We start from the raw sequence: 19,064 nt of genomic DNA on the forward strand, positions 1-19,064 counted from the left end.
TATAAGAGTTTCTGAGGGATTTCATTATCTTGGTTCGTCCTTCTGGAGTTCACTTTTCTGTAGCGATGCCTCGAGGAAGAAAACCATACATCAGCAGAGTATAATTCTTAATTTTTGTAATTGCTATGCCCCCATTCTAATCCAAATGAGACAATACATTGAAAAATGGTATATACTTTTTCTGACGTATGGTTACTCATCTAATAAAATGACAAGGAGGTTTTATGTTGAAACTTAATGTGTTTGCTATCCTTACTGCGTTGAGCTTAGTTACCCCCACACTCTATGCAGAGGATGATATGAACATGAATAGCATGTCTGGTCAGTCGATGCAAAACAACACTCAGCAATCAACTCAAATGCAACAAATGCAAGATGAAATGAAAAAATTGCAGGAAATGCATGATAAATTGATGAATGCGAAGACGCCAGAAGAGAAGAAAACCTTGCTGCAAGCGCAAATGCCAATGATGCAACACGGTATGGAGATGATGCAAACCATGGGCGGAACAACCAATCAGGAAATGATGGAAAAACGCATGAAGATGATGCAAACGATGATGCAAATGATGATGGACAGTCAAAAAATGATGATGAATCATCGAATGATGGGATGCCAAATGATGAAAGACGAATAATTTCTCTTGAAGGAAAAATTAGATGATGACTTGCTCAAAGTGCTCGATAGAGTTTCTTAGTGAATTATATGGAGGGTAAGGTATCAACGAATGAGAGTTTTATCTTCCTACATTAAGGTTGTTTGGGTGCATTTGAAACCATAATTCGAAGATTGAGGTCAGGTTTATCTTTTGCAGATGCATCCACTTTGTTACCCATTCAATGAGAAGAGAAGCAAAAGGAATTGTGATGAACACACCTATAAGGGATTATTTTGAACAGCGTGAGCGCGAAGAAAAAGCAAGAAGAGATGATACTCACCTCGATGAAGTGCGCTTTCGTGACGTCATGCACCAGAACAATAATGATGATTTAGATGATGAGTTTGATGCCATACGCTCTATCAATTAACCTTCCATGACTTAATCAGGGTCTTTATAGAGTACTTCAAAATAATTCGTCATAAACTCATTACGCATGGTTCTGGCCGATTCCAATGAACCTCTAAGCATTTCAGCCAGGACCTGTTCACTTTTTTTAAAAGAATTGGTTTCGGGTATCTTCTGACGATTTTCTTGAATGAATTGCCCTAATAATTCAATGATCTTCATGAGCGGATTTATTTTTTCAGAAAAAATGGTGCGACTTAATCGCATGGGATGAGTTTTCTCAAGCCACCAGGATAAAAAAGGATTACTGATGCTTTGAACAAGGGGCTGCAGCAGGGTTTGGTACAGCAAATCATTGGCCTCAGAGACTTGCCGAACCTTTTCAAACGGTTTTGTGGCGTTACTGGTGCAGAGCTCGGTAATGTCACGTTCTTCAAAACGAACATGATATTGCTCTTTACTGCAATCAGGATTGCCCGTTGGATTCACAATCCTCATTTCATAGAGTCCTGGCTTTAATTGGTTGATGGCAGCACTATGCTCTAAAATGGCGCGATGTTGCAGACGAACGACTTTAGCGGATACAAAAATCCCTAAATGCCCTATGGAGGGATGCAAGAGATACACAATGCGCTGTTTTGCTTTCTTCAAGGCTTGAGTTGTGGGGTAAATCGTTCTTATCCAATGGAGAGCCTGTCGTGGTGGGGTGATTTGATCGCCTTGGGAAGCAAAAATCACAATGGGGCTTTGAATGCGTTTTAAGTCATAAACACATCCTTGATGAATCCGCATTTCACCACGCTCTAATTGATCACCAATAAATAAGTTGTTCACTGTTGCCGTTATCTCTTCTTGGCTAAATTGATAAAAACCATTCCACCAACGCTCAAATTCTAAAAATCGCTCTCGCTCCCCATCAAGGTGATCAAATAAACCATAATACTTATCCCATAGTGCTGTGGTCGGGTTTAAAAGCTCGAAATTAGAGACCAACCAGGCCCCATCAAAGGTCCCATCTTTTAAATCCGAGAGAAAACGAGCAGACCATACACCACCTAAGAGTCCGCCTAAAAGTTGCATCGGATTGGCCTCTTCTTCGCTGTTTGCCCAATAAGAAACGGGTGAGCCGTTCATAACTGTCAAGCCAACCGAGCCCACACAATCGGAGGCTAATAAAGCAAGCATCCATCCTGCTTGGCAATTGCCGTAAAGAATCGGTGATTTGCCTTCATGCCAAGCTTGAACTTTTTCGACAAAATGGCGCAAGGTAGTTAAGACATCGGCAAGTGTTTGGTGCGGGATGGGCTCAGGATAAAAAATAACGAAATAGACGGCATGGCCACTGTGCATGGCAATGCCTACTTCTGAATCGCGTTTGAAGCCACCAATGCCCGGTCCATGACCTGCTCTGGGATCAACGATGATCACTGGAGACAAAGTAGGGTCGAAGCATTTCTCAAAACACACATCGCCTGCCTCAAGGATTTTAATTAACGCATAATTGGTGTGGGGTTCCAGTGTTCTTCCATCGATGACCAATTCATATTTAAAATCGAGCAGCGGTGGAAGTCCTTGTTTTTCATGTGCCATCATGTTGTTGGCTCGTTCACGCAAGGTATCAAATAATAAAAGAGTACGTTGCCAATAATCCATCTGATATGAAAAAAAATCATGCCCAATTTGATAAGGCACTTCAGTATCTTGCTTATCCATGTTTCACCGCTATCTTAAATAATTCAATATATTCTATTGTGGACCAGGAGGAGTATTTTTACAAAAAGAAACAATCATTACTCCATGGCTAATCGCACGCATTTTGCACGGTCATGTGTTTGAAGCCACTGGGATTGATATTGATAGTGGGGTTGATAAAGGTGTTTGACTTACATCGAATTATGGCGGTACTAGACTTGGTATAAAAGAAGGCCTAATGTCATACACAGATAGATTTGATAATGACTCAACTTGACAATATCATGCTTAGTAAATCTTTTTGAGCTATGCTAATTAAAACCATTTTTTTACTTATAAATTTAATGAGAGTACTGGTTAATTTGAAGTCTGTTCATTAAAGATTGATTAACATGGAAGCTAATGATTATGATTAAATTATTCAAAACAATTATTGCAGTTTTTTGTCTCTTTGGAGCTACGGTATTGGCAAATTCTTGCTCAGAAACTAAAAATCCTAATATTCATGATCTTAATGTTCATAATAAAAGACCTGGAGGGACCGGCGGACGCTAAACGTTCCAAATAGCTGGGGTAATTCTCTCAGGGTGATATTAATTCATAATCACTTGTGCTGTCATTAAAAATTAACCCTGGCAAAACAACAGGATATACTTGCTGCGAATCATCCAGGAATTGGATGATGCACCATTATGCGCTGGATCATTTGGAAAAGTGATACAAAGACTGGGTGTTTTAAACAGTTGGGATAAGTCTCAAATATATGATAGAGTTTTAAAAGCATCGCTAGGCGCACTAGCATTTTCTAACAATTTGGGGTTATTAATGAACAATACAAGGATAGTTGTACTTCTCTTCGTTATGTTGGCCAGTCTATCTGCTCTGTTAAGCGCATGTCACAAAACCCAACAAAATTCACCGACAACTGAAGAAGGTTATGGTGGCACCAGTGGAACTGGAGGACATGGAGGGCACGGAGGAGGTCACTAGAGATGGATTTTTAAATCTAATCCATCGTCTTAAGGCAATCATTTTTAAAACCTCTTATTTTTTGTTGCGTGGAATTGTATTAAGGGTAAGGTTGATGTTTTACATGGTGCAACATAAACCAAAGTGAACGATTATGGACGATAATACGGTTATCAAAGACTATGAAAAACCAGTAGGCAGCATTGTCGAAGTCAATGGGCCTGTTGTAAAAATATACTGTGATGTGTTGCCGCCATTGTATCAGTCACTTAAAACCCACACTGATACGGACAGTTATGTGCTTGAAGTGTGTCAGCATCTTGACCAACATCATGCTAGAGCCATCACTTTACATCGTGCCACAGGACTACAACGTGGATTGCCTGTATATGACCAAGGTGCACCGTTACAAATTCCGGTTTCTCCCGATTGTCTTGGGCGACTCTTAAACATTTTTGGTGAACCTTTGGACGGAGGTTCGCCCTTAGAAACTAAAGAATATCGTGACATTCTCAACAAGCCCACCTCGATTGACATGACAACGACACAGGAAGGTATTCTTGAGACGGGAATTAAGGTCATCGATTTACTTTGTCCCTTCGTCAGGGGCAGTAAAACCGGACTGTTTGGTGGAGCAGGGGTTGGAAAAACCATCCTGCTGATGGAATTGATGCATGCCATCATTCAATTGCACCAAGGAACGTCTGTTTTTGCAGGGGTTGGCGAGCGGATTCGTGAAGGTCATGAATTGTGGCACGAAATGCAAGCCGCAGGCGTCATGGATAAGACCTTAATGATATTTGGGCAAATGGATGAGTCACCCGGAGTACGCTTTCGCACAGGATTATCGGCATTAACGTATGCCGAATACTTGCGCGATACACTATCTCATGAAGTGCTTTTTCTCATTGATAATGTGTATCGTTTTGTGCAAGCAGGCAGTGAAATTTCAGGACTTTTAGGCAGAATGTCGGCGAGTGTGGGCTATCAACCGACCTTAATGACGGAGATTGCTGAACTCGAAGAGCGGATTACCTCAACCGCCAAGGGTGCAGTGACTTCCGTGCAAGCAGTGTATGTACCAGCCGATGACATGAGCGATCCCGCTGTGACTGGCATTGTGACTCATTTAGATTCCATTGTAGTACTCTCGCGTGCACAAGCAGGCAAAGGCATATATCCTGCCATCGATGCACTTGCTTCCAAGAGTAAATTTATGGATAAAATGATTTTAGGCGCGCGCCATTATGCGATTGCGCAAGCGGTGCGTGAGCATTTGGCACGTTATCAAGAACTCGAAGACATCATTTCCATGATGGGAATTGAAGAGCTTTCGTCTCAAGACCGCGCGATTGTGTTAAGAGCGCGCAAATTGCAACGTTACCTGACGCAACCTTTTCATGTAACCAAACAACAAACTGGTATTGAAGGGCAATCGGTTGCATTAGAGCAGACCTTAACCGATTGTGAATCCTTCATCAAAGGCGATTACGATGCCTTTTCAGAAGAGGAGTGTTACATGATGGGCGCTATGAATAAGGGAGCTCATAACTGAAATGGAGCTGTTTACAATTCATCTTCAAAGCGCAACTCAATATGAAAAAATCGATAAGGCAGTCAGTTTTGTGGGTGAGGATGCTTCGGGGCAATTCGGGATTTTAGCCAATCATGCGCGCATGATGACCTGCTTAACGTTTGGCTTGGCTTGGTTTCGTGATGAGAAGAATGAAAAGGAATACTTAGCCCTACCCGGGGCAGTGGTTTATTTTCACAACAATCAACTTCATATTGTGACACGGCATTATGTGCGTCATAAAGAGTATCAAGCAATACAAAGTGCACTTGAAAAAGAATTACAACGTGAAGAAGAAAATCTTTTAAGCATTAAAGACAGTTTGCATCGTTTGGATGAGGCAATGTTAAAACGTTTATGGGAATTAAAACGGCAGAATGGTTATGGAATTTAAAGACCCAAAGAAGGAACTGGAGCAACAGGTGAAACGAAGTATTCACAAAATGAACCAGGCAAAAAAAAGTAAATCCACTTTATTAGCCCAAACGGTTTATTTAGGGACCTTAGGCTTTGTTTTTATATTACCGATTATTGCCGGAGCTTATCTTGGAGTTTGGCTTGATGAAAAAATAAAAGGGTATTCTATCAGTTGGACCATCAATTTAATTATTGTTGGTGTGATTGTTGGGGCAGTTAATGTGTATCTTATGATTAAGGAATAGCGGTGGGCTCAGAAGGATTTTTAGCGCACTTTGCCTTTTCACTAGGGTGGCTTAACATCAGCCAAAGTCTATTGACTACCTGGCTTATTATGCTGGCTTTATTTCTTTTTGCCTGGATTCCAACGCGAAAGCTATCCTTAAAATCTGGTACTTTGCAGGTTATTTTAGAAGGGATTTTGAGCACCATGTATGATGCAATTAAAGAAGTCCTGCCAGCACATGTGGATTTGGTCTTTCCTTTTGTGGCCACCTTGTGGGTTTTTATTCTTGTTTCCAACTTAATTGGGGTGATTCCGGGATTTTATGCACCGACTGCTGATTTGTCGGTAACGGCCTCCCTTGCGATTTTGACTTTTTTATCGGTGCATTGGTTTGGCATTCGTGCTGAAGGGCTGCGAAACTATTTGAAGCATTACTTAAAACCTACCCCTTTTTTATTGCCGTTTCATTTAATCAGCGAAGTCTCGCGAACACTGGCCTTGGCAGTTCGCTTATTCGGTAATGTCATGAGCTTGCAATTAACCGCCCTGATTGTGCTGATGATTGCCGGATTTTTAGCCCCTATTCCCATCCTCATGTTGCATATTATTGAAGCCATTATCCAAGCTTACATCTTTGGGATGCTGGCTTTGATTTATATTGCTGGAGGAATTCAATCCCATGAACTTAAAAGCCGAGGAGAGTTATCATGAATGGTATCAGTTGGTTTAGTTTGGCATCCACGGTGATTGCGGCACTTGCGATTGCTATCGGAACCATAGGTCCAGCGCTTGCCATGGGGCGTGCGATTAGTCAGGCACTGGATGCGTTAGCCAGACAGCCTGAAGCGGAGAAATCCATCACCCGAACCTTATTTATTGGTTTGGCCATGATTGAATCACTCGCTATTTATTGTTTGGTGGTTGTGTTGATTATTCTCTTTAGAAATCCATTATTGTCTTATTTTGTTAATCAGCAGGGATAAAATAAATGGAACTGTCTTGGTCAACTTTTTCATTAGAAGTCATTAATTTTCTGATTCTGATTTGGATTTTAAAGCGCTTTTTGTATGCACCCATCCAAAAAACGATTGCAGAGAGAAAAAAAACAGTGCAAGACCAATTAGCAACGGCTGAAACCTTGCACAATGAAGCAACACAGTTACAAACAACCTATGAACATCGTCTTGCCGACTGGCAACAAGAGAAGACAGCGATGCAAAATAAGTTGCGCGAGGAGTTAGAGCAATGGCAATCGGAAGAGAAACTTCGTTTTGAACACCAATTGAGTGAGGAAAAAGAGCAGGCTTTTGCGCAGGAGCGGCAACGAGTCGCCACCCTTATGAAAAAACAGGAACAAGAAGCCTTGCTTTTGGCAGGGAAGTTCACAACAAAACTCATCATCGACTTTGCGGATGCTCGTCTCGAAGAGAAAATCATTGCAAAAACCATTGAGGACCTTGCTTATTTCCCAATCGAACAATGGTCATCGATGAATAACGTCTCTGAAGAAGACAATGTGTGCATCCAAAGTGCCTTTCCCATTAAGGAACAGCAACGGCAGCGTCTCACTCAAGCCTTGGAACACATAGTACCTCAAAAACTTACCGTAAGTTTTACAGAAAATCCGACGTTGCTCGCAGGATTAATCGTTCAAATGGGTTCAGTAGTTTTGCAAGCGAATCTTCGCGATGAACTCAAATTCTTTACGGAGAGCAGAAATGGACTTGTCTAATCGCCCGTCGTTGATTGATAAAGCACGGCAACGCATTGAGAATTATCAATTTCAAATCAGAGTCTCGGAGCAAGGCCAGGTGGTTTCGGTCGGCGATGGCATTATCTGGATTAAGGGACTACCTACCGCCGCCATCGATGAAATTTTAATTTCAGTAGATGGTTGTTGCATTGCCATGGTTTTTCATCTCATGGAAGATTTGGTGGGTGCAATTATGTTAGTGCAAACCAAAAAATTAAAAGCAGGCACCCCAATGTTTCATTTGAAGCGGGCTTTGAGTCTCCCTGTAGGCGATAGATTACTTGGGCGAGTACTTGACCCTTTAGGCAATCCGTTAGATGGCGGAGAAGTTCCTCAATGTGAGGAACAAGGATTATTGGATATTTTATCTCCACCCATCATCCAGCGCGACTTTGTGAGTCGTCCTTTTTATACGGGCAATAAAATTATTGATAATTTAATTCCCATGGGCAAAGGACAGCGGGAACTCATTATCGGGGATAATGGACTTGGCAAAAGCTCGCTGGCCATTGATGTGGTCATTAACCAAAAAAATCAAAATGTACGTTGTGTTTATGTATTGATTGGTCAAAAGCGCTCTACAGTGAGTAATACCATTCAATTATTAAAGGAAACAAATGCTTTGGACTACACAACGGTTGTGGTCGCCCAAGCAACTGCCTTACCGGGACTTCTGTATCTTGCTCCTTTTGCAGGCTGTGCTATTGCTGAGTACTGGATGAACAAGAGCTTGGATACTTTGGTGGTTTATGATGATTTGAGTGCTCATGCGAACAGTTATCGAGAGCTTTCCCTTTTATTGCGCAGGCCGCCTGGACGCGAAGCCTTTCCTGCGGATATTTTTTATCTGCACTCACGCTTGTTAGAGCGTTCTACCTGCTTATCTGCCGAGATGGGTGGCGGCACTATGACCTCTTTGCCGATTATTGAAACCAAAGAAGGGGAAATTGCAACTTATATTCCGACCAACCTGATTTCCATCACCGATGGACAAATCTTCTTTGATGAAAAACTCTTTTCTTCGGGCTTTCTCCCGGCAATTGATATCACTAAATCGGTTTCGCGAGTCGGGGGTAAGGCGCAGCATCCACAAATTAAAAAAGAAGCAGGCAGAATGAAACTGGATTACATGCAATTTCTTGATTTGGAAATTTTCACTCGCTTTGGCGCGCGACTGGATGCCAAAATGCAAAAACAGATTCAAAAGGGACGTATTTTAAGAGAAATCCTCAAGCAAGACAGGCTCTCACCATTGCCTATTGAATTTCAACAAGCCTGGCTCATTGCCTACAATGATGGTTTATTGGACTCCTTGGATTTAGCAGAGATTCCTCAAGTGCTTAAAAAAATGGAACAAGAACTCAAAAAGAGTGATTTATCTTTGGCAAGCTCACGAGAACAATGGAAGAGTGCGGTGACGAGTTGGTTAAATGGGTAAGGCTTAGTGCTCATTCTTTAATCCACGGATGATTTGATGACGAAACGAACGAAACTGAAAGAGCATTTTCATACCCTAGAAGAAATTGGTGACATCATGAGCGCTATGAAAAATCTGTGTTTCATTGAAATGAATAAAATCACCAAGGTTCTTGCGCTGCAGGAGCAAGCCATGCAAACACTTCATGAAGTAAACCGTGATTTTTTAAGCTTTTATCCGATTTTTCCCATAAATCAACAAGGCGCTCATCCGGCGATTTATATTCTCATCGGCTCAGAAAGAGGTTTTTGTGGCAGTTTTAATGATAATGTGATGCATCAGTTAGATACTTTAAAAGAGCACGATGCTGAATTTAATCCAGTACTCATTGTGGTGGGGCGTAAACTTGCTTTAAAAATGGAGAATGATGCTCGAGTGATAGCAATACTCGATGGACCTAATGCCATTGAAGAAATTCCGGCAGTGATTTTAAATCTGTTACAAACCTTAGAGAAAGTGTCCTCCCAAAGACATATCGCCTTGCATTCCTGGCAGTGGGACATTATCCTCAATGAGGAAGAACACAATCAAATTCAAGCTAAAATAGTACAACCATTCAAAGAGTTTTGTGCCAACGATGCAAATCATGGTTTCATTCCCCCTCTACTCAATTTAACCCATGAGCAGTTTTTAGCTGAATTTGTGGATCAGTACTTATTAGCTCTGTGTTATTCGGTTTTTTATCAATCGTTTTTTGCAGAAAATCATCAACGGCTTTTTCAGTTGAATAGCTCACTAGATCGTTTAGAAAGTAAAAAAAATTCATTAAAAGAATACCTTAATTTATTGCGTCAAGAGGAAATTACGGAAGAAATTCAGATTATTATGCTGAGTGCGGAAGCGCTGGTTGGTACTAAATAAACAAGCTCAGTACTTTCATGAGTATTCATTAGAGGATGATTCTACCTTTTTTATTTCAGTTATAATAATTTGTATAAAATAATCTAAAAAATAAAAAAATAAGTAAATTTTTTAAGGAAGGGAAATGATGAACAAGTGTATTTTAGGAAAAAAATCATATTCTCTAATCATAGTCTCTTTACTTTATTAGTTTGCTTCGTGCGCGTCTTTTAATACAAAGGGATCTTCAGAAGACAACCCGCCTCATAAGCGAGTGTTTGGCGGATACCATCCTCACGGTCACGGGCATGGACATCATTAAAGTACATTCATTAAACTTATAAGAAGGCGCATTCAATCATTAATGCATGTATGGAGCATTTCAGTGCATTAGCATTCGATTTTTCTTGATTTTTTGGCAATAGGATGTATCAAGACACTAAATCAAGGTACACTGGAACAATAAGGTTTGACATGGATTACTTGATAGGTAGGGAATGCGTTATTTATTTTATTTGATGGTGTGTGGTGCAATGAACTTTGTGATGAACGAAGTGCTTGCGGCTACCCCTTTGACGTTCAAACAAGCCTTAGATATTGCTTATCGCAACAACCCCGAACTGCAAGCAGAAAAGGATAAGGCAGAAGCCCTACGCGGCTTATTTATCCAAAGCGGCCTTTACCCTAATCCTCAATTGACGTTGACTGCGGAAAATTTTGGCGGTTCGGGGAGTTATTCCAGTTATGAAGCCGCAGAAACCACGGCGTCAGTCACTCAACCCATTCCCTTAGGGCATCGACTGCAGTATTTGAAAAAAGCCACTTATGCGGATTATTTAGCGTCGCTTGCACAAATTAAAGTACAAAAAACAGTCCTTTATCGCGCGGTAGGTGTGGCTTATGTGGATGCGCTCTATGCGGGCCAATGGCATCACGTCACCCAGAAACTCATTCGACTCAATCAAGATATTGTTACTGCCATCGAGCGCCGGGTTAAGGCAGGTGCGGGCGCTGAATTGGATTTACGATTGGCACAGGTGCGTTTGGGCGAGGCGCGCATTCAGGAAAATAAAGCAGCACGCGATGCGTTACTGCAGCGCGCCAAACTGGCGCGCTTATTAGGCGATGGATTAAGAGTTGATAAGCCTTTGGTGGATAAAGGTCTACCGGGTGTTTCATTGAACTGGGCCGTGATACTTAAAAAATTACCGCAAAGCCCGCAGTTAGTGCAACTGCAGCAACAACTCCAAGCCAAACGCGCCACCATTACTGCCGTGAAAAAGTCGGTGTGGCCTGATTTAAACATTCAATTGGGAGGCCGTCATTTCTCTGATGATGACAGCAATGCCGCAGTCGCGTCCGCTTTTGCCGAAGTGCCTGTTTATAATCGAAATCAGGGCAAAATCATGACTGCTGAGGCGCAATACACGCAAACAGCGCACGAGCTGCAAGGTACACGCCTTGATGTACGTCAAAACATCTACACGTTTTTTTTACAAGCCGAGCAAAGTCGCTATGAAGCCACTTTGATCACGGATTCCTTGCTCCCCTTGGCACGCAAGTCAATCAAACTCGCCCAAGAGGGATATCAAATGGGGCGCTACACCTACATTGAGTTATCCACCGCGTTAAACGCTTTGTATGAAGAAGAACGCCATTACCAACAAGCCCATGCGGATTATCATAAGGCCTTAATTCAGCTTGTCGGGCTTTTAGGGTTAAATCCTACTAAGGAGAGTCCATGACCTTTTCAAAGTCATTTATTCACTGCGTACACCTTTTGATTCTTTTATTGGGGTTAAGCTCTTTTTCTTTATGGGCCGATGAGGAGCCTCATGGAGCGGAAGAAGGCAATCATCAAGAAACCATGGAAAAGGGGCCTCAGGGTGGGCGTTTGTTTCAAGATGGCGGTATCGCCCTTGAGCTTTTAATTTTTGAACGCGGCATGCCGCCTCGTTTTCGCGCCTATCTTTACACGAATGGCCAACCCATCATACCTGAGAAAGCACGCTTAACTGTTCAATTAACCCGATTTAATGAGAAAAAAGAGGTGGTGACTTTTATTCCTGTCGAGAATTTCTTACAAAGTAAGGAAGTGATCCGCAAGCCTCATTCTTTTGAGGTCACGATTCAATTAGAACTAGAGGGTAAACGCTATACCTGGCATTATGCGACCTATGAAGGACGCGTAAAAATCGTGCCTGCCATTCTTAAGGCAGCCGACATTCAAACGGCTACGGCCCAAAGCCAAACGATTAAAACCCAACTTAAAGTCGTGGGGAAGATTGCTCCCAATCGCGACACGCTTGCCCCCATTTATGCGCGTTATTCAGGCATCATTAAGTCCATGAATAAAAATTTAGGCGATGAAGTCACTCAAGGTGAGACTTTAGTGACCATCGAGAGCAATGAAAGCTTACAAAACTACATGATTACTGCACCCATTACTGGTACCATTGTGCAAAAATATGCGACCAATGGAGAACTTGCGCAAAATACCAAACCCATTTATGAGGTAGCTAATTTAGCCACTGTATGGGCTGATTTCACCTTGTATCGCAAGGATGTTCCCTTAGTGAAACAAGGCATGGAAGTCGTCGTGACTGGGGATGAGGGAAAACCAAAGTCCGCCAGCACCCTTTACTACATTGCGCCTTTAGGCATTGAAGACAGTCAAACCACGTTAGCCCGTGCGGTACTTTCCAATGAACCTCGTGTTTGGTTGCCCGGGATGTATGTGAATGGAGCGATTACCATTGACAAAAAAACGGTTCCGGTTGCCGTACTTTTATCTGCCATCCAGCGCATGGATAAAAAAGATGTGGTTTTTGTTCAGCAAGGTGATTATTTTGAGGCAACACCTGTTCTTTTAGGCCAAAAGGATGAACAATGGGTGGAGGTGGTTTCAGGGCTTGATGTGGGGCAACTCTATGTCAGTAAGAACAGCTTTTTTCTGAAGGCGGAGCTCGGTAAAGAAGGCGCGAGCCACGAGGACTAAGGATAAATGATGCTGGAACAAATTATTCGTTTTTCCCTAAAACATCGCTGGTTTGTCCTTTTGTTCACGTTGCTGATAGCCATTCTTGGTGTCTATAATTTCCAGCGCTTGCCCATTGATGCGGTTCCTGATATTACCAACGTGCAAGTGCAAATTAATACGGAGGCTTCCGGTTATTCTCCTTTTGAGGTCGAGCAACGCATTACCTTTCCTATTGAATTGGCCATGAGTGGGCTGCCCAGCTTGGATTATACCCGTTCTTTATCCCGCTATGGGCTGTCGCAAGTCACGGTGGTTTTTAAAGATGGCACCAACATTTATTTTGCACGCCAACTCATTAATGAACGTTTGCAGGAAGTCAAAGACAAACTCCCGCCAGGCGTGGAAACCACCTTAGGGCCGATTTCAACGGGCCTTGGTGAGATTTTTATGTACACGGTGACCAATAAAGCCAATGTGCCTACCAGTCAACGGTATAATCCCACCGAACTGCGTACCATTCAGGATTGGATTATTAAACCGCAATTACGCAATGTCGAAGGAGTGGCTGAGGTCAATACCATTGGTGGTTATGAAAAACAATTTCATATCACGCCCGAGCCCTCCAAGCTCGTGCGCTATCATTTAAGCTTAAATGATGTGGTTGAAGCATTGGCGCGGAATAATTCCAATGTGGGTGCGGGCTATATTGAAACTAATGGCGAGCAAAATTTAATTCGTGTGCCAGGGCAGGTGCATAACATTGCCGATATCGAAAACATTGTCATTGCCAGTTTTGAAGGAACGCCAGTTCGTATTCGTGATGTGGCTGAGGTCGCCTTGGGCAAAGAATTACGCACAGGCGCTGCAACCGAAAACAGTAACGAAGTGGTGCTCGGCACAGTCTTCATGCTGATGGGTGAGAACAGCCGCACGGTATCGGAGCGGGTAGCTGCTCAAATGAAAGAAATCAATAAAACCCTGCCTCAAGGAGTGGAAGCGGTCACGGTATATAACCGAACTTTGCTGGTGAATGCTACCATCAATACGGTCAAAAACAATCTCTTAGAAGGCGCGCTCCTGGTGTGCGTTATTTTGTTTCTGTTTTTAGGCAACATTCGTGCTGCGCTCATTACGGCGATGGTGATTCCACTATCCATGTTGCTGACCATTACTGGCATGGTAACGAATAAAATCAGCGCCAATTTGATGAGCTTGGGCGCACTTGATTTTGGTTTAATTGTTGATGGTGCAGTGATTATTGTTGAAAACTGCATCAAGCATTTGGGGGAACAACAGCATGCCCTGCATCGTGTCTTAAATTTGGAAGAGCGTTTGAAAGTCATCGCCTATGCCACCACGGAAGTCATCAGACCCAGTATCTTTGGGGTATTTATCATTACGGTTGTTTATTTGCCGATTTTAACCTTAACCGGTGTGGAAGGAAAAATGTTTTTACCGATGGCGCAGACCGTGATTATCGCGCTGCTTGCCTCCATGCTCTTTGCGCTGACCTTTGTTCCCGCGGCTGTGGCGATTTTTTTGCGAGGACATCTCCAGGAAAAAGAAAACCGGTTGGTGCATTATCTTGCTTTGGGTTATGCAAAGGTTTTGCGTCGTTGTTTTCATGCACGTCGATTGGTAATCAGTGCCGCAATGATTTTAGTCATGATGAGTCTTTTTATCGCGTTTCGTATGGGTGGGGAATTTATTCCAAGCCTTGATGAAGGGGATATAGCCATGCAGGTACTGCGCATTCCCGGGACGAGTTTAACACAGGCCATTGTCATGCAGGATTTGGTTGAAAAACGAGTGATGCAATTTCCTGAGGTAAAAACCGTTTTTGCCAAGCTTGGGACTGCAGAAGTAGCCACCGACCCTATGCCGCCTAATGTGGCCGATACCTTTATTATCTTAAAACCGCGCAAGGAGTGGCCGAATCCTAAAAAAACCAAGCAGGAGTTGGTGCAAGAAATCGAACGGGCCGTACAACAAATTCCCGGAAATAATTATGAATTTACCCAGCCCATTCAAATGCGTTTTAATGAGCTCATTTCTGGAGTGCGCAGTGATGTGGCGGTGAAGGTATTTGGTGATGACATGAATACTTTACGCGAAATCGCTGAGGCCATCAGTGCGCAATTACAAAAAGTGCCTGGCGCTGCCGATGTGAAAGTGGAACAAGTCAGTGGTTTGCCGCTTTTAACGGTTGCAATCAATCGCGATACTTTGGCGCGTTATGGATTACAAATTGGTACCGTCCAAGATGCCATTGTCATTGCCACGGGTGGTAAAAAAGGAGGCGAGCTGTTTGAAGGAGATAAGCGCTTTGATTTGGTGGTGCGTTTGCCCGAAGGCTTACGCACCGATCCTAATGTGCTGCGTCAAGTATTCATTCCATTGCCGCCGGCTAAAGATGGAGAACGGCATTTTATTCCGTTGAGTGAAGTGGCCAAAATGGTGCGCAGTGAAAGCCCCAATCAAATCAGCCGGGAAAGTGGTAAACGGCGGGTGGTGGTGACTGCCAACGTCCGCAATCGGGATTTAAGCTCATTTGTGAATGAGGCCAAGCAACGCATCGACCAAAATGTTACAATTCCCAGTGGCTACTGGGTAACTTGGGGTGGTCAATTTGAGCAGTTGCAATCAGCATCACAACGTTTGCAAATCGTGATTCCCATCACCTTGCTTGGCATTTTTTTATTGCTGTTTATGAGTTTTGGTCGCGTACGCGATGCGCTCTTGGTGTTTAGCGGGATTCCTTTGGCGTTAACTGGCGGTGTTTTTGCGTTATGGATAAGAGGTATTCCCTTGTCCATTTCAGCAGGGGTCGGGTTTATTGCGCTTTCCGGGGTGGCCGTCCTCAATGGCTTGGTGATGATTACCTTTATCAATAAACTGCACGAGCAGAAAAAAATGTACTTGAAGGATGCAGTGTTACAAGGTTCCCTGGGAAGGCTTCGTCCGGTATTGATGACCGCTTTAGTGGCTTCTTTAGGTTTTGTGCCCATGGCTTTAGCCACGGGTACGGGCTCTGAGGTACAACGACCCTTGGCGACTGTGGTCATTGGTGGCATTATTTCGTCAACTTTTCTAACCCTCTTAGTGTTGCCAGGCTTGTATTATCTGTTTCATAAGCGACGCAAAAAAGGTTTTCTTAACAATGGGTCCAAAGAAAGTCAGTAATCATGTTGTCAAACGGATTGTTTTTTATTAAACACGCTCCTGTGAACGCACCAAAGTCCAGTAATAGCATTCCATTTGACAAAATAGGGTGTTTCGCTATATTTATAGTTAAATACCTATTTAACTATTTAATTGACTATGTTAACCCAAGACCAAATCATCACCTTAAGCGATATCTTGCATTTGATGGGCGAAGCCAATCGTCTCAAGCTTCTTATCGTCTGCTTAGAAGGTCCAAAATCAGTTTCAGAGTTGGCGGAGCAACTGCAACTTTCCGTGCCACTAACCAGCCATCATTTGAGTTTGTTGCGCTCAGCCCGCCTTTTAATCGCCAATCGCGAAGGCAAACATATTTACTACAGCATTTATGACGCCCATGTGCGCTGCATTCTTGCAGACATGCTCAAACACTTTACTGAAGAGACGGGGAATTAACATGAGTTTTCTAAAACGAGTTTTTGGAAATTACCTTAGCGGTCATCATGGCGGATACCGAACTACGCATCATGGTCAACAAAGCCGCCATGGCAATTATGCAACCAATCCCGAGCCAGGAGGATTGAGCTGTCCGCGCTGTAATGCCTCTCTTGCATATGGTGCGCGTTTTTGTGGTCAATGTGGTAGTGGCCTTGAGAATACTCCATGCACTTGTGGTGCTACTATCGCTGCAGGGGCGAAATTTTGTGGCCAATGTGGGAACTCATTATGACAGCGCCCTTAACCTTAACCACTTTTTTTGTTGCGGGACTGGATTGTCCGGCTGAAGAGCAATTAATCAGACGGCAATTACAAGCGATTCCTGAAGTGGAGCAGATGGATTTTAATTTCATTGCTGAAGAAGTGACCATACACCATCGCCTTGCTGTGAGTGATGTGTTGCAAAAACAAATCGAAGCGTTAGGTATGAGTGTGCGGGTTCAAGGCAGTATCCATCCAGAAAAAGGAGAGGAAAAGCCCCGCGCTGATTTGTCTTGGCCACTTCTTGCTTTATCAGGTTTCTTGGCGCTTTTTTCCGAATTGGTGGCTTATTTCTTGGCAGAGGAACAATCGGTCTGGGTCATAGTTCTGGCCTTATTGGCTATGGTGTTGAGTGGGCCACCCACCTTTAAAAAAGGGTTGATTGCGTTGCGTACTAAGGCCATGAATATGAACAGTTTGATGGCGATTGCAATCACTGGTGCTGTGTTAATCGGTGAATGGCCAGAGGCGGCTATGGTGACGGTTTTATTTGCTCTTGCTGAGCGAATCGAGCGTTATTCTCTGGATAAGGCGCGTCTTGCCATTCGCAGTCTCATGCAAATTGCGCCCGAAGTGGCTCGCATTAAAACAGAGAAGGGTCAATGGCAAAGCATGCCTGTAGAAAGCGTACACGTCGGTGCTGTGTTTAAAGTAAAACCCGGTGAGCGTATCCCGCTTGATGGGATACTGGCTTCGGGAAAGAGTACGGTGAACCAAGCACCGATTACTGGGGAGTCCATGCCGGTGAGCAAGCAAGTAGGTGACGCGGTATTTGCAGGAACTTTAAATGAACACGGTACTTTTGACGCCAAAGTCAGCAAAGCTTCAGGGGATACGTTGCTTGCTAAAATTGGTAAAGCCATTGAGCAGGCGCAAAGTGAACGAGCTCCCACACAACGGTTTGTCGACCAGTTTGCAACATATTACACCCCAACTATGGTTTTAATTGCAGTCTTTATTGCGCTTGTTCCTCCTTTGATGCTTGGCTACCCCTTTTATGATTGGATTTATAAGGCATTGACTTTGTTGGTGATTGCCTGTCCTTGTGCCTTGGTGATTTCAACCCCCGTTACGGTGGTGAGCGGGTTAGCTTCTGCAGCAAAACATGGACTCCTTATCAAGGGTGGGAGTTATTTAGAGACAGGGTATCGATTAAAGTTAATCGCTTTAGATAAAACAGGGACATTGACCGAAGGCAAACCCGTAGTGACCGATTTTATTGTGTATGACCAAAACCAACCCAGAGAATACCTCTTATTACTTACAGCAAGCCTTGATAGTCATTCGGAACATCCTGTTGCCGATGCTTTAGTTGCCTATTGGCAGCAAGAGCAACCTGATACCGAGTTACTTGCGGTAGGAGAATTCTGTGCACTCCCAGGGCGAGGAGTACAGGGGTTAATTCATCAAGAATTGTATTATGTGGGAAACCATCAATTGGCTGAAGACAATAAGGTATGTAGTGCGGCAATCGAGCATGAACTCAAACGTTTAGAAGAAGAAGGAAAAACCACCGTGATATTAAGTAATCGCGCTACAGTATTGGCGATTTTTGCGGTGGCCGATACGCTTCGTCCTACGAGCAAATGGGCGATTGCAACGCTGCATCAGCAAGGACTCAAAACGGCGATATTAACCGGCGATAATGCCATTACAGCCAAGGCCATTGCCAAGGAAGTGGGTATTGATGAAGTTAAAGCCAATGTCTTACCTACGGAGAAATTGCACGCGATGAATCTTCTTTTAGACCAATATAAGGCTGTGGGGATGGTCGGTGATGGAATCAATGATGCGCCAGCCCTTGCTAAAGCCACGATTAGTTTTGCCATGGGCAAAGGTACTGATACCGCTTTAGAAACGGCGGATGTTGCGTTAATGAATGATAATCTAGCGATGCTTCCCTTATATGTTGATTTAAGCCGCAAGACGGCGCGTATCCTTCGTCAAAATATTAGTTTATCCATTGCAATAAAAGCGGTGTTTTTTGTTTTGGCACTGGGAGGATTAGCGACCCTTTGGATGGCCGTGTTTGCGGATATGGGCGCGAGTTTAATTGTGGTGGCCAATGGGTTGCGGTTGCTCAATTCGCATCAAGGGCATTCTGAATATCAGGAAATGAGTTAAAAAAATTTCAAATTAAAAATGCATCATTTTTTAAGACAATATAAGCTAGGAAGTAATCAGTGAGAACAGATATGGATTGAGCTAT

General features: G+C 43.2%; 19 protein-coding genes. 18 read left to right on the forward strand and 1 reads right to left on the reverse strand.

Going from position 1 to position 19,064, the window contains the following annotated elements:
• Window positions 1-224: 224 nt before the first annotated feature.
• Both ACF8MK_RS10900 and ACF8MK_RS10905 read left to right on the forward strand, forming a co-directional pair.
• Window positions 225-638, forward strand: coding sequence for a type IV secretion protein Dot (locus tag ACF8MK_RS10900; RefSeq protein ID WP_392536678.1), 414 nt, complete (start codon window positions 225-227; stop codon window positions 636-638).
• 229 nt (window positions 639-867) lie between these two features.
• The gene (locus tag ACF8MK_RS10905) at window positions 868-1,029 is read left to right on the forward strand and encodes a hypothetical protein (protein ID WP_392536679.1); all 162 of its coding nucleotides are present in this window, start codon (window positions 868-870) and stop codon (window positions 1,027-1,029) included.
• Window positions 1,030-1,040: 11 nt separating this feature from the next.
• On the opposite strand, the gene ACF8MK_RS10910 is transcribed toward ACF8MK_RS10905, so the two are convergent.
• Window positions 1,041-2,720 (reverse strand): DUF3141 domain-containing protein, encoded by a 1,680-nt coding sequence (locus tag ACF8MK_RS10910; protein ID WP_392536680.1) that lies wholly within the window; start codon window positions 2,718-2,720, stop codon window positions 1,041-1,043.
• 387 nt (window positions 2,721-3,107) lie between these two features.
• On the opposite strand from ACF8MK_RS10910, the gene ACF8MK_RS10915 reads away from it, so the two are divergent.
• The 16 genes from ACF8MK_RS10915 (at window position 3,108) to ACF8MK_RS10990 (ending at window position 18,979) form a co-directional block, all read left to right on the forward strand.
• Window positions 3,108-3,254, forward strand: a complete 147-nt coding sequence (locus tag ACF8MK_RS10915) for a hypothetical protein (protein ID WP_392536681.1) — start codon at window positions 3,108-3,110, stop codon at window positions 3,252-3,254.
• A 99-nt stretch (window positions 3,255-3,353) separates the two neighbouring features.
• On the forward strand, window positions 3,354-3,689 hold the full coding sequence (locus tag ACF8MK_RS10920; RefSeq protein WP_392536682.1) for a hypothetical protein: 336 nt from the start codon (window positions 3,354-3,356) through the stop codon (window positions 3,687-3,689).
• 133 nt (window positions 3,690-3,822) lie between these two features.
• The gene (gene atpD, locus ACF8MK_RS10925; RefSeq protein ID WP_392536683.1) at window positions 3,823-5,223 is read left to right on the forward strand and encodes a F0F1 ATP synthase subunit beta; all 1,401 of its coding nucleotides are present in this window, start codon (window positions 3,823-3,825) and stop codon (window positions 5,221-5,223) included.
• Window position 5,224: 1 nt separating this feature from the next.
• Window positions 5,225-5,635, forward strand: a complete 411-nt coding sequence (locus ACF8MK_RS10930) for a F0F1 ATP synthase subunit epsilon (protein WP_392536684.1) — start codon at window positions 5,225-5,227, stop codon at window positions 5,633-5,635.
• Window positions 5,625-5,903 carry an AtpZ/AtpI family protein gene (locus ACF8MK_RS10935; protein WP_392536685.1) on the forward strand — a complete coding sequence of 93 codons (279 nt, stop codon included), beginning with the start codon at window positions 5,625-5,627 and terminating at the stop codon, window positions 5,901-5,903. The genes ACF8MK_RS10930 and ACF8MK_RS10935 overlap by 11 nt, the downstream gene beginning before the upstream one ends.
• 2 nt (window positions 5,904-5,905) lie before the next feature.
• Window positions 5,906-6,595 (forward strand): F0F1 ATP synthase subunit A, encoded by a 690-nt coding sequence (locus ACF8MK_RS10940; RefSeq protein WP_392536686.1) that lies wholly within the window; start codon window positions 5,906-5,908, stop codon window positions 6,593-6,595.
• A complete protein-coding gene (locus tag ACF8MK_RS10945) occupies window positions 6,592-6,867 on the forward strand; it encodes a F0F1 ATP synthase subunit C (RefSeq protein ID WP_392536687.1) in 276 nt (91 codons plus the stop codon). Before ACF8MK_RS10940 ends, ACF8MK_RS10945 begins: the two co-directional genes overlap by 4 nt.
• Before the next feature lie 5 nt (window positions 6,868-6,872).
• On the forward strand, window positions 6,873-7,616 hold the full coding sequence (locus tag ACF8MK_RS10950; RefSeq protein ID WP_392536688.1) for a F0F1 ATP synthase subunit delta: 744 nt from the start codon (window positions 6,873-6,875) through the stop codon (window positions 7,614-7,616).
• Entirely contained in the window at window positions 7,603-9,075 is a 1,473-nt protein-coding gene (locus ACF8MK_RS10955; RefSeq protein ID WP_392536689.1) for a F0F1 ATP synthase subunit alpha, read from the forward strand. The genes ACF8MK_RS10950 and ACF8MK_RS10955 overlap by 14 nt, the downstream gene beginning before the upstream one ends.
• A gap of 36 nt (window positions 9,076-9,111) precedes the next feature.
• Window positions 9,112-9,975 carry a F0F1 ATP synthase subunit gamma gene (locus ACF8MK_RS10960; RefSeq protein WP_392536690.1) on the forward strand — a complete coding sequence of 288 codons (864 nt, stop codon included), beginning with the start codon at window positions 9,112-9,114 and terminating at the stop codon, window positions 9,973-9,975.
• Window positions 9,976-10,451: 476 nt separating this feature from the next.
• Entirely contained in the window at window positions 10,452-11,699 is a 1,248-nt protein-coding gene (locus tag ACF8MK_RS10965) for a TolC family protein (protein WP_392536691.1), read from the forward strand.
• The gene (locus ACF8MK_RS10970) at window positions 11,696-12,952 is read left to right on the forward strand and encodes an efflux RND transporter periplasmic adaptor subunit (RefSeq protein WP_392536692.1); all 1,257 of its coding nucleotides are present in this window, start codon (window positions 11,696-11,698) and stop codon (window positions 12,950-12,952) included. The genes ACF8MK_RS10965 and ACF8MK_RS10970 overlap by 4 nt, the downstream gene beginning before the upstream one ends.
• Before the next feature lie 9 nt (window positions 12,953-12,961).
• Window positions 12,962-16,117: an efflux RND transporter permease subunit gene (locus ACF8MK_RS10975; RefSeq protein WP_392538953.1), complete on the forward strand. Its 3,156-nt coding sequence runs from the start codon at window positions 12,962-12,964 to the stop codon at window positions 16,115-16,117.
• A 138-nt stretch (window positions 16,118-16,255) separates the two neighbouring features.
• Window positions 16,256-16,552: an ArsR/SmtB family transcription factor gene (locus ACF8MK_RS10980; RefSeq protein ID WP_392536693.1), complete on the forward strand. Its 297-nt coding sequence runs from the start codon at window positions 16,256-16,258 to the stop codon at window positions 16,550-16,552.
• Window position 16,553: 1 nt separating this feature from the next.
• Entirely contained in the window at window positions 16,554-16,826 is a 273-nt protein-coding gene (locus tag ACF8MK_RS10985; RefSeq protein ID WP_392536694.1) for a zinc ribbon domain-containing protein, read from the forward strand.
• Window positions 16,823-18,979 (forward strand): heavy metal translocating P-type ATPase, encoded by a 2,157-nt coding sequence (locus ACF8MK_RS10990; RefSeq protein ID WP_392536695.1) that lies wholly within the window; start codon window positions 16,823-16,825, stop codon window positions 18,977-18,979. Before ACF8MK_RS10985 ends, ACF8MK_RS10990 begins: the two co-directional genes overlap by 4 nt.
• Window positions 18,980-19,064: the final 85 nt, after the last annotated feature.

Origin of the sequence: Legionella sp. 227, from assembly GCF_043161935.1 — a bacterium.
Lineage (GTDB): Bacteria > Pseudomonadota > Gammaproteobacteria > Legionellales > Legionellaceae > Legionella > Legionella sheltonii.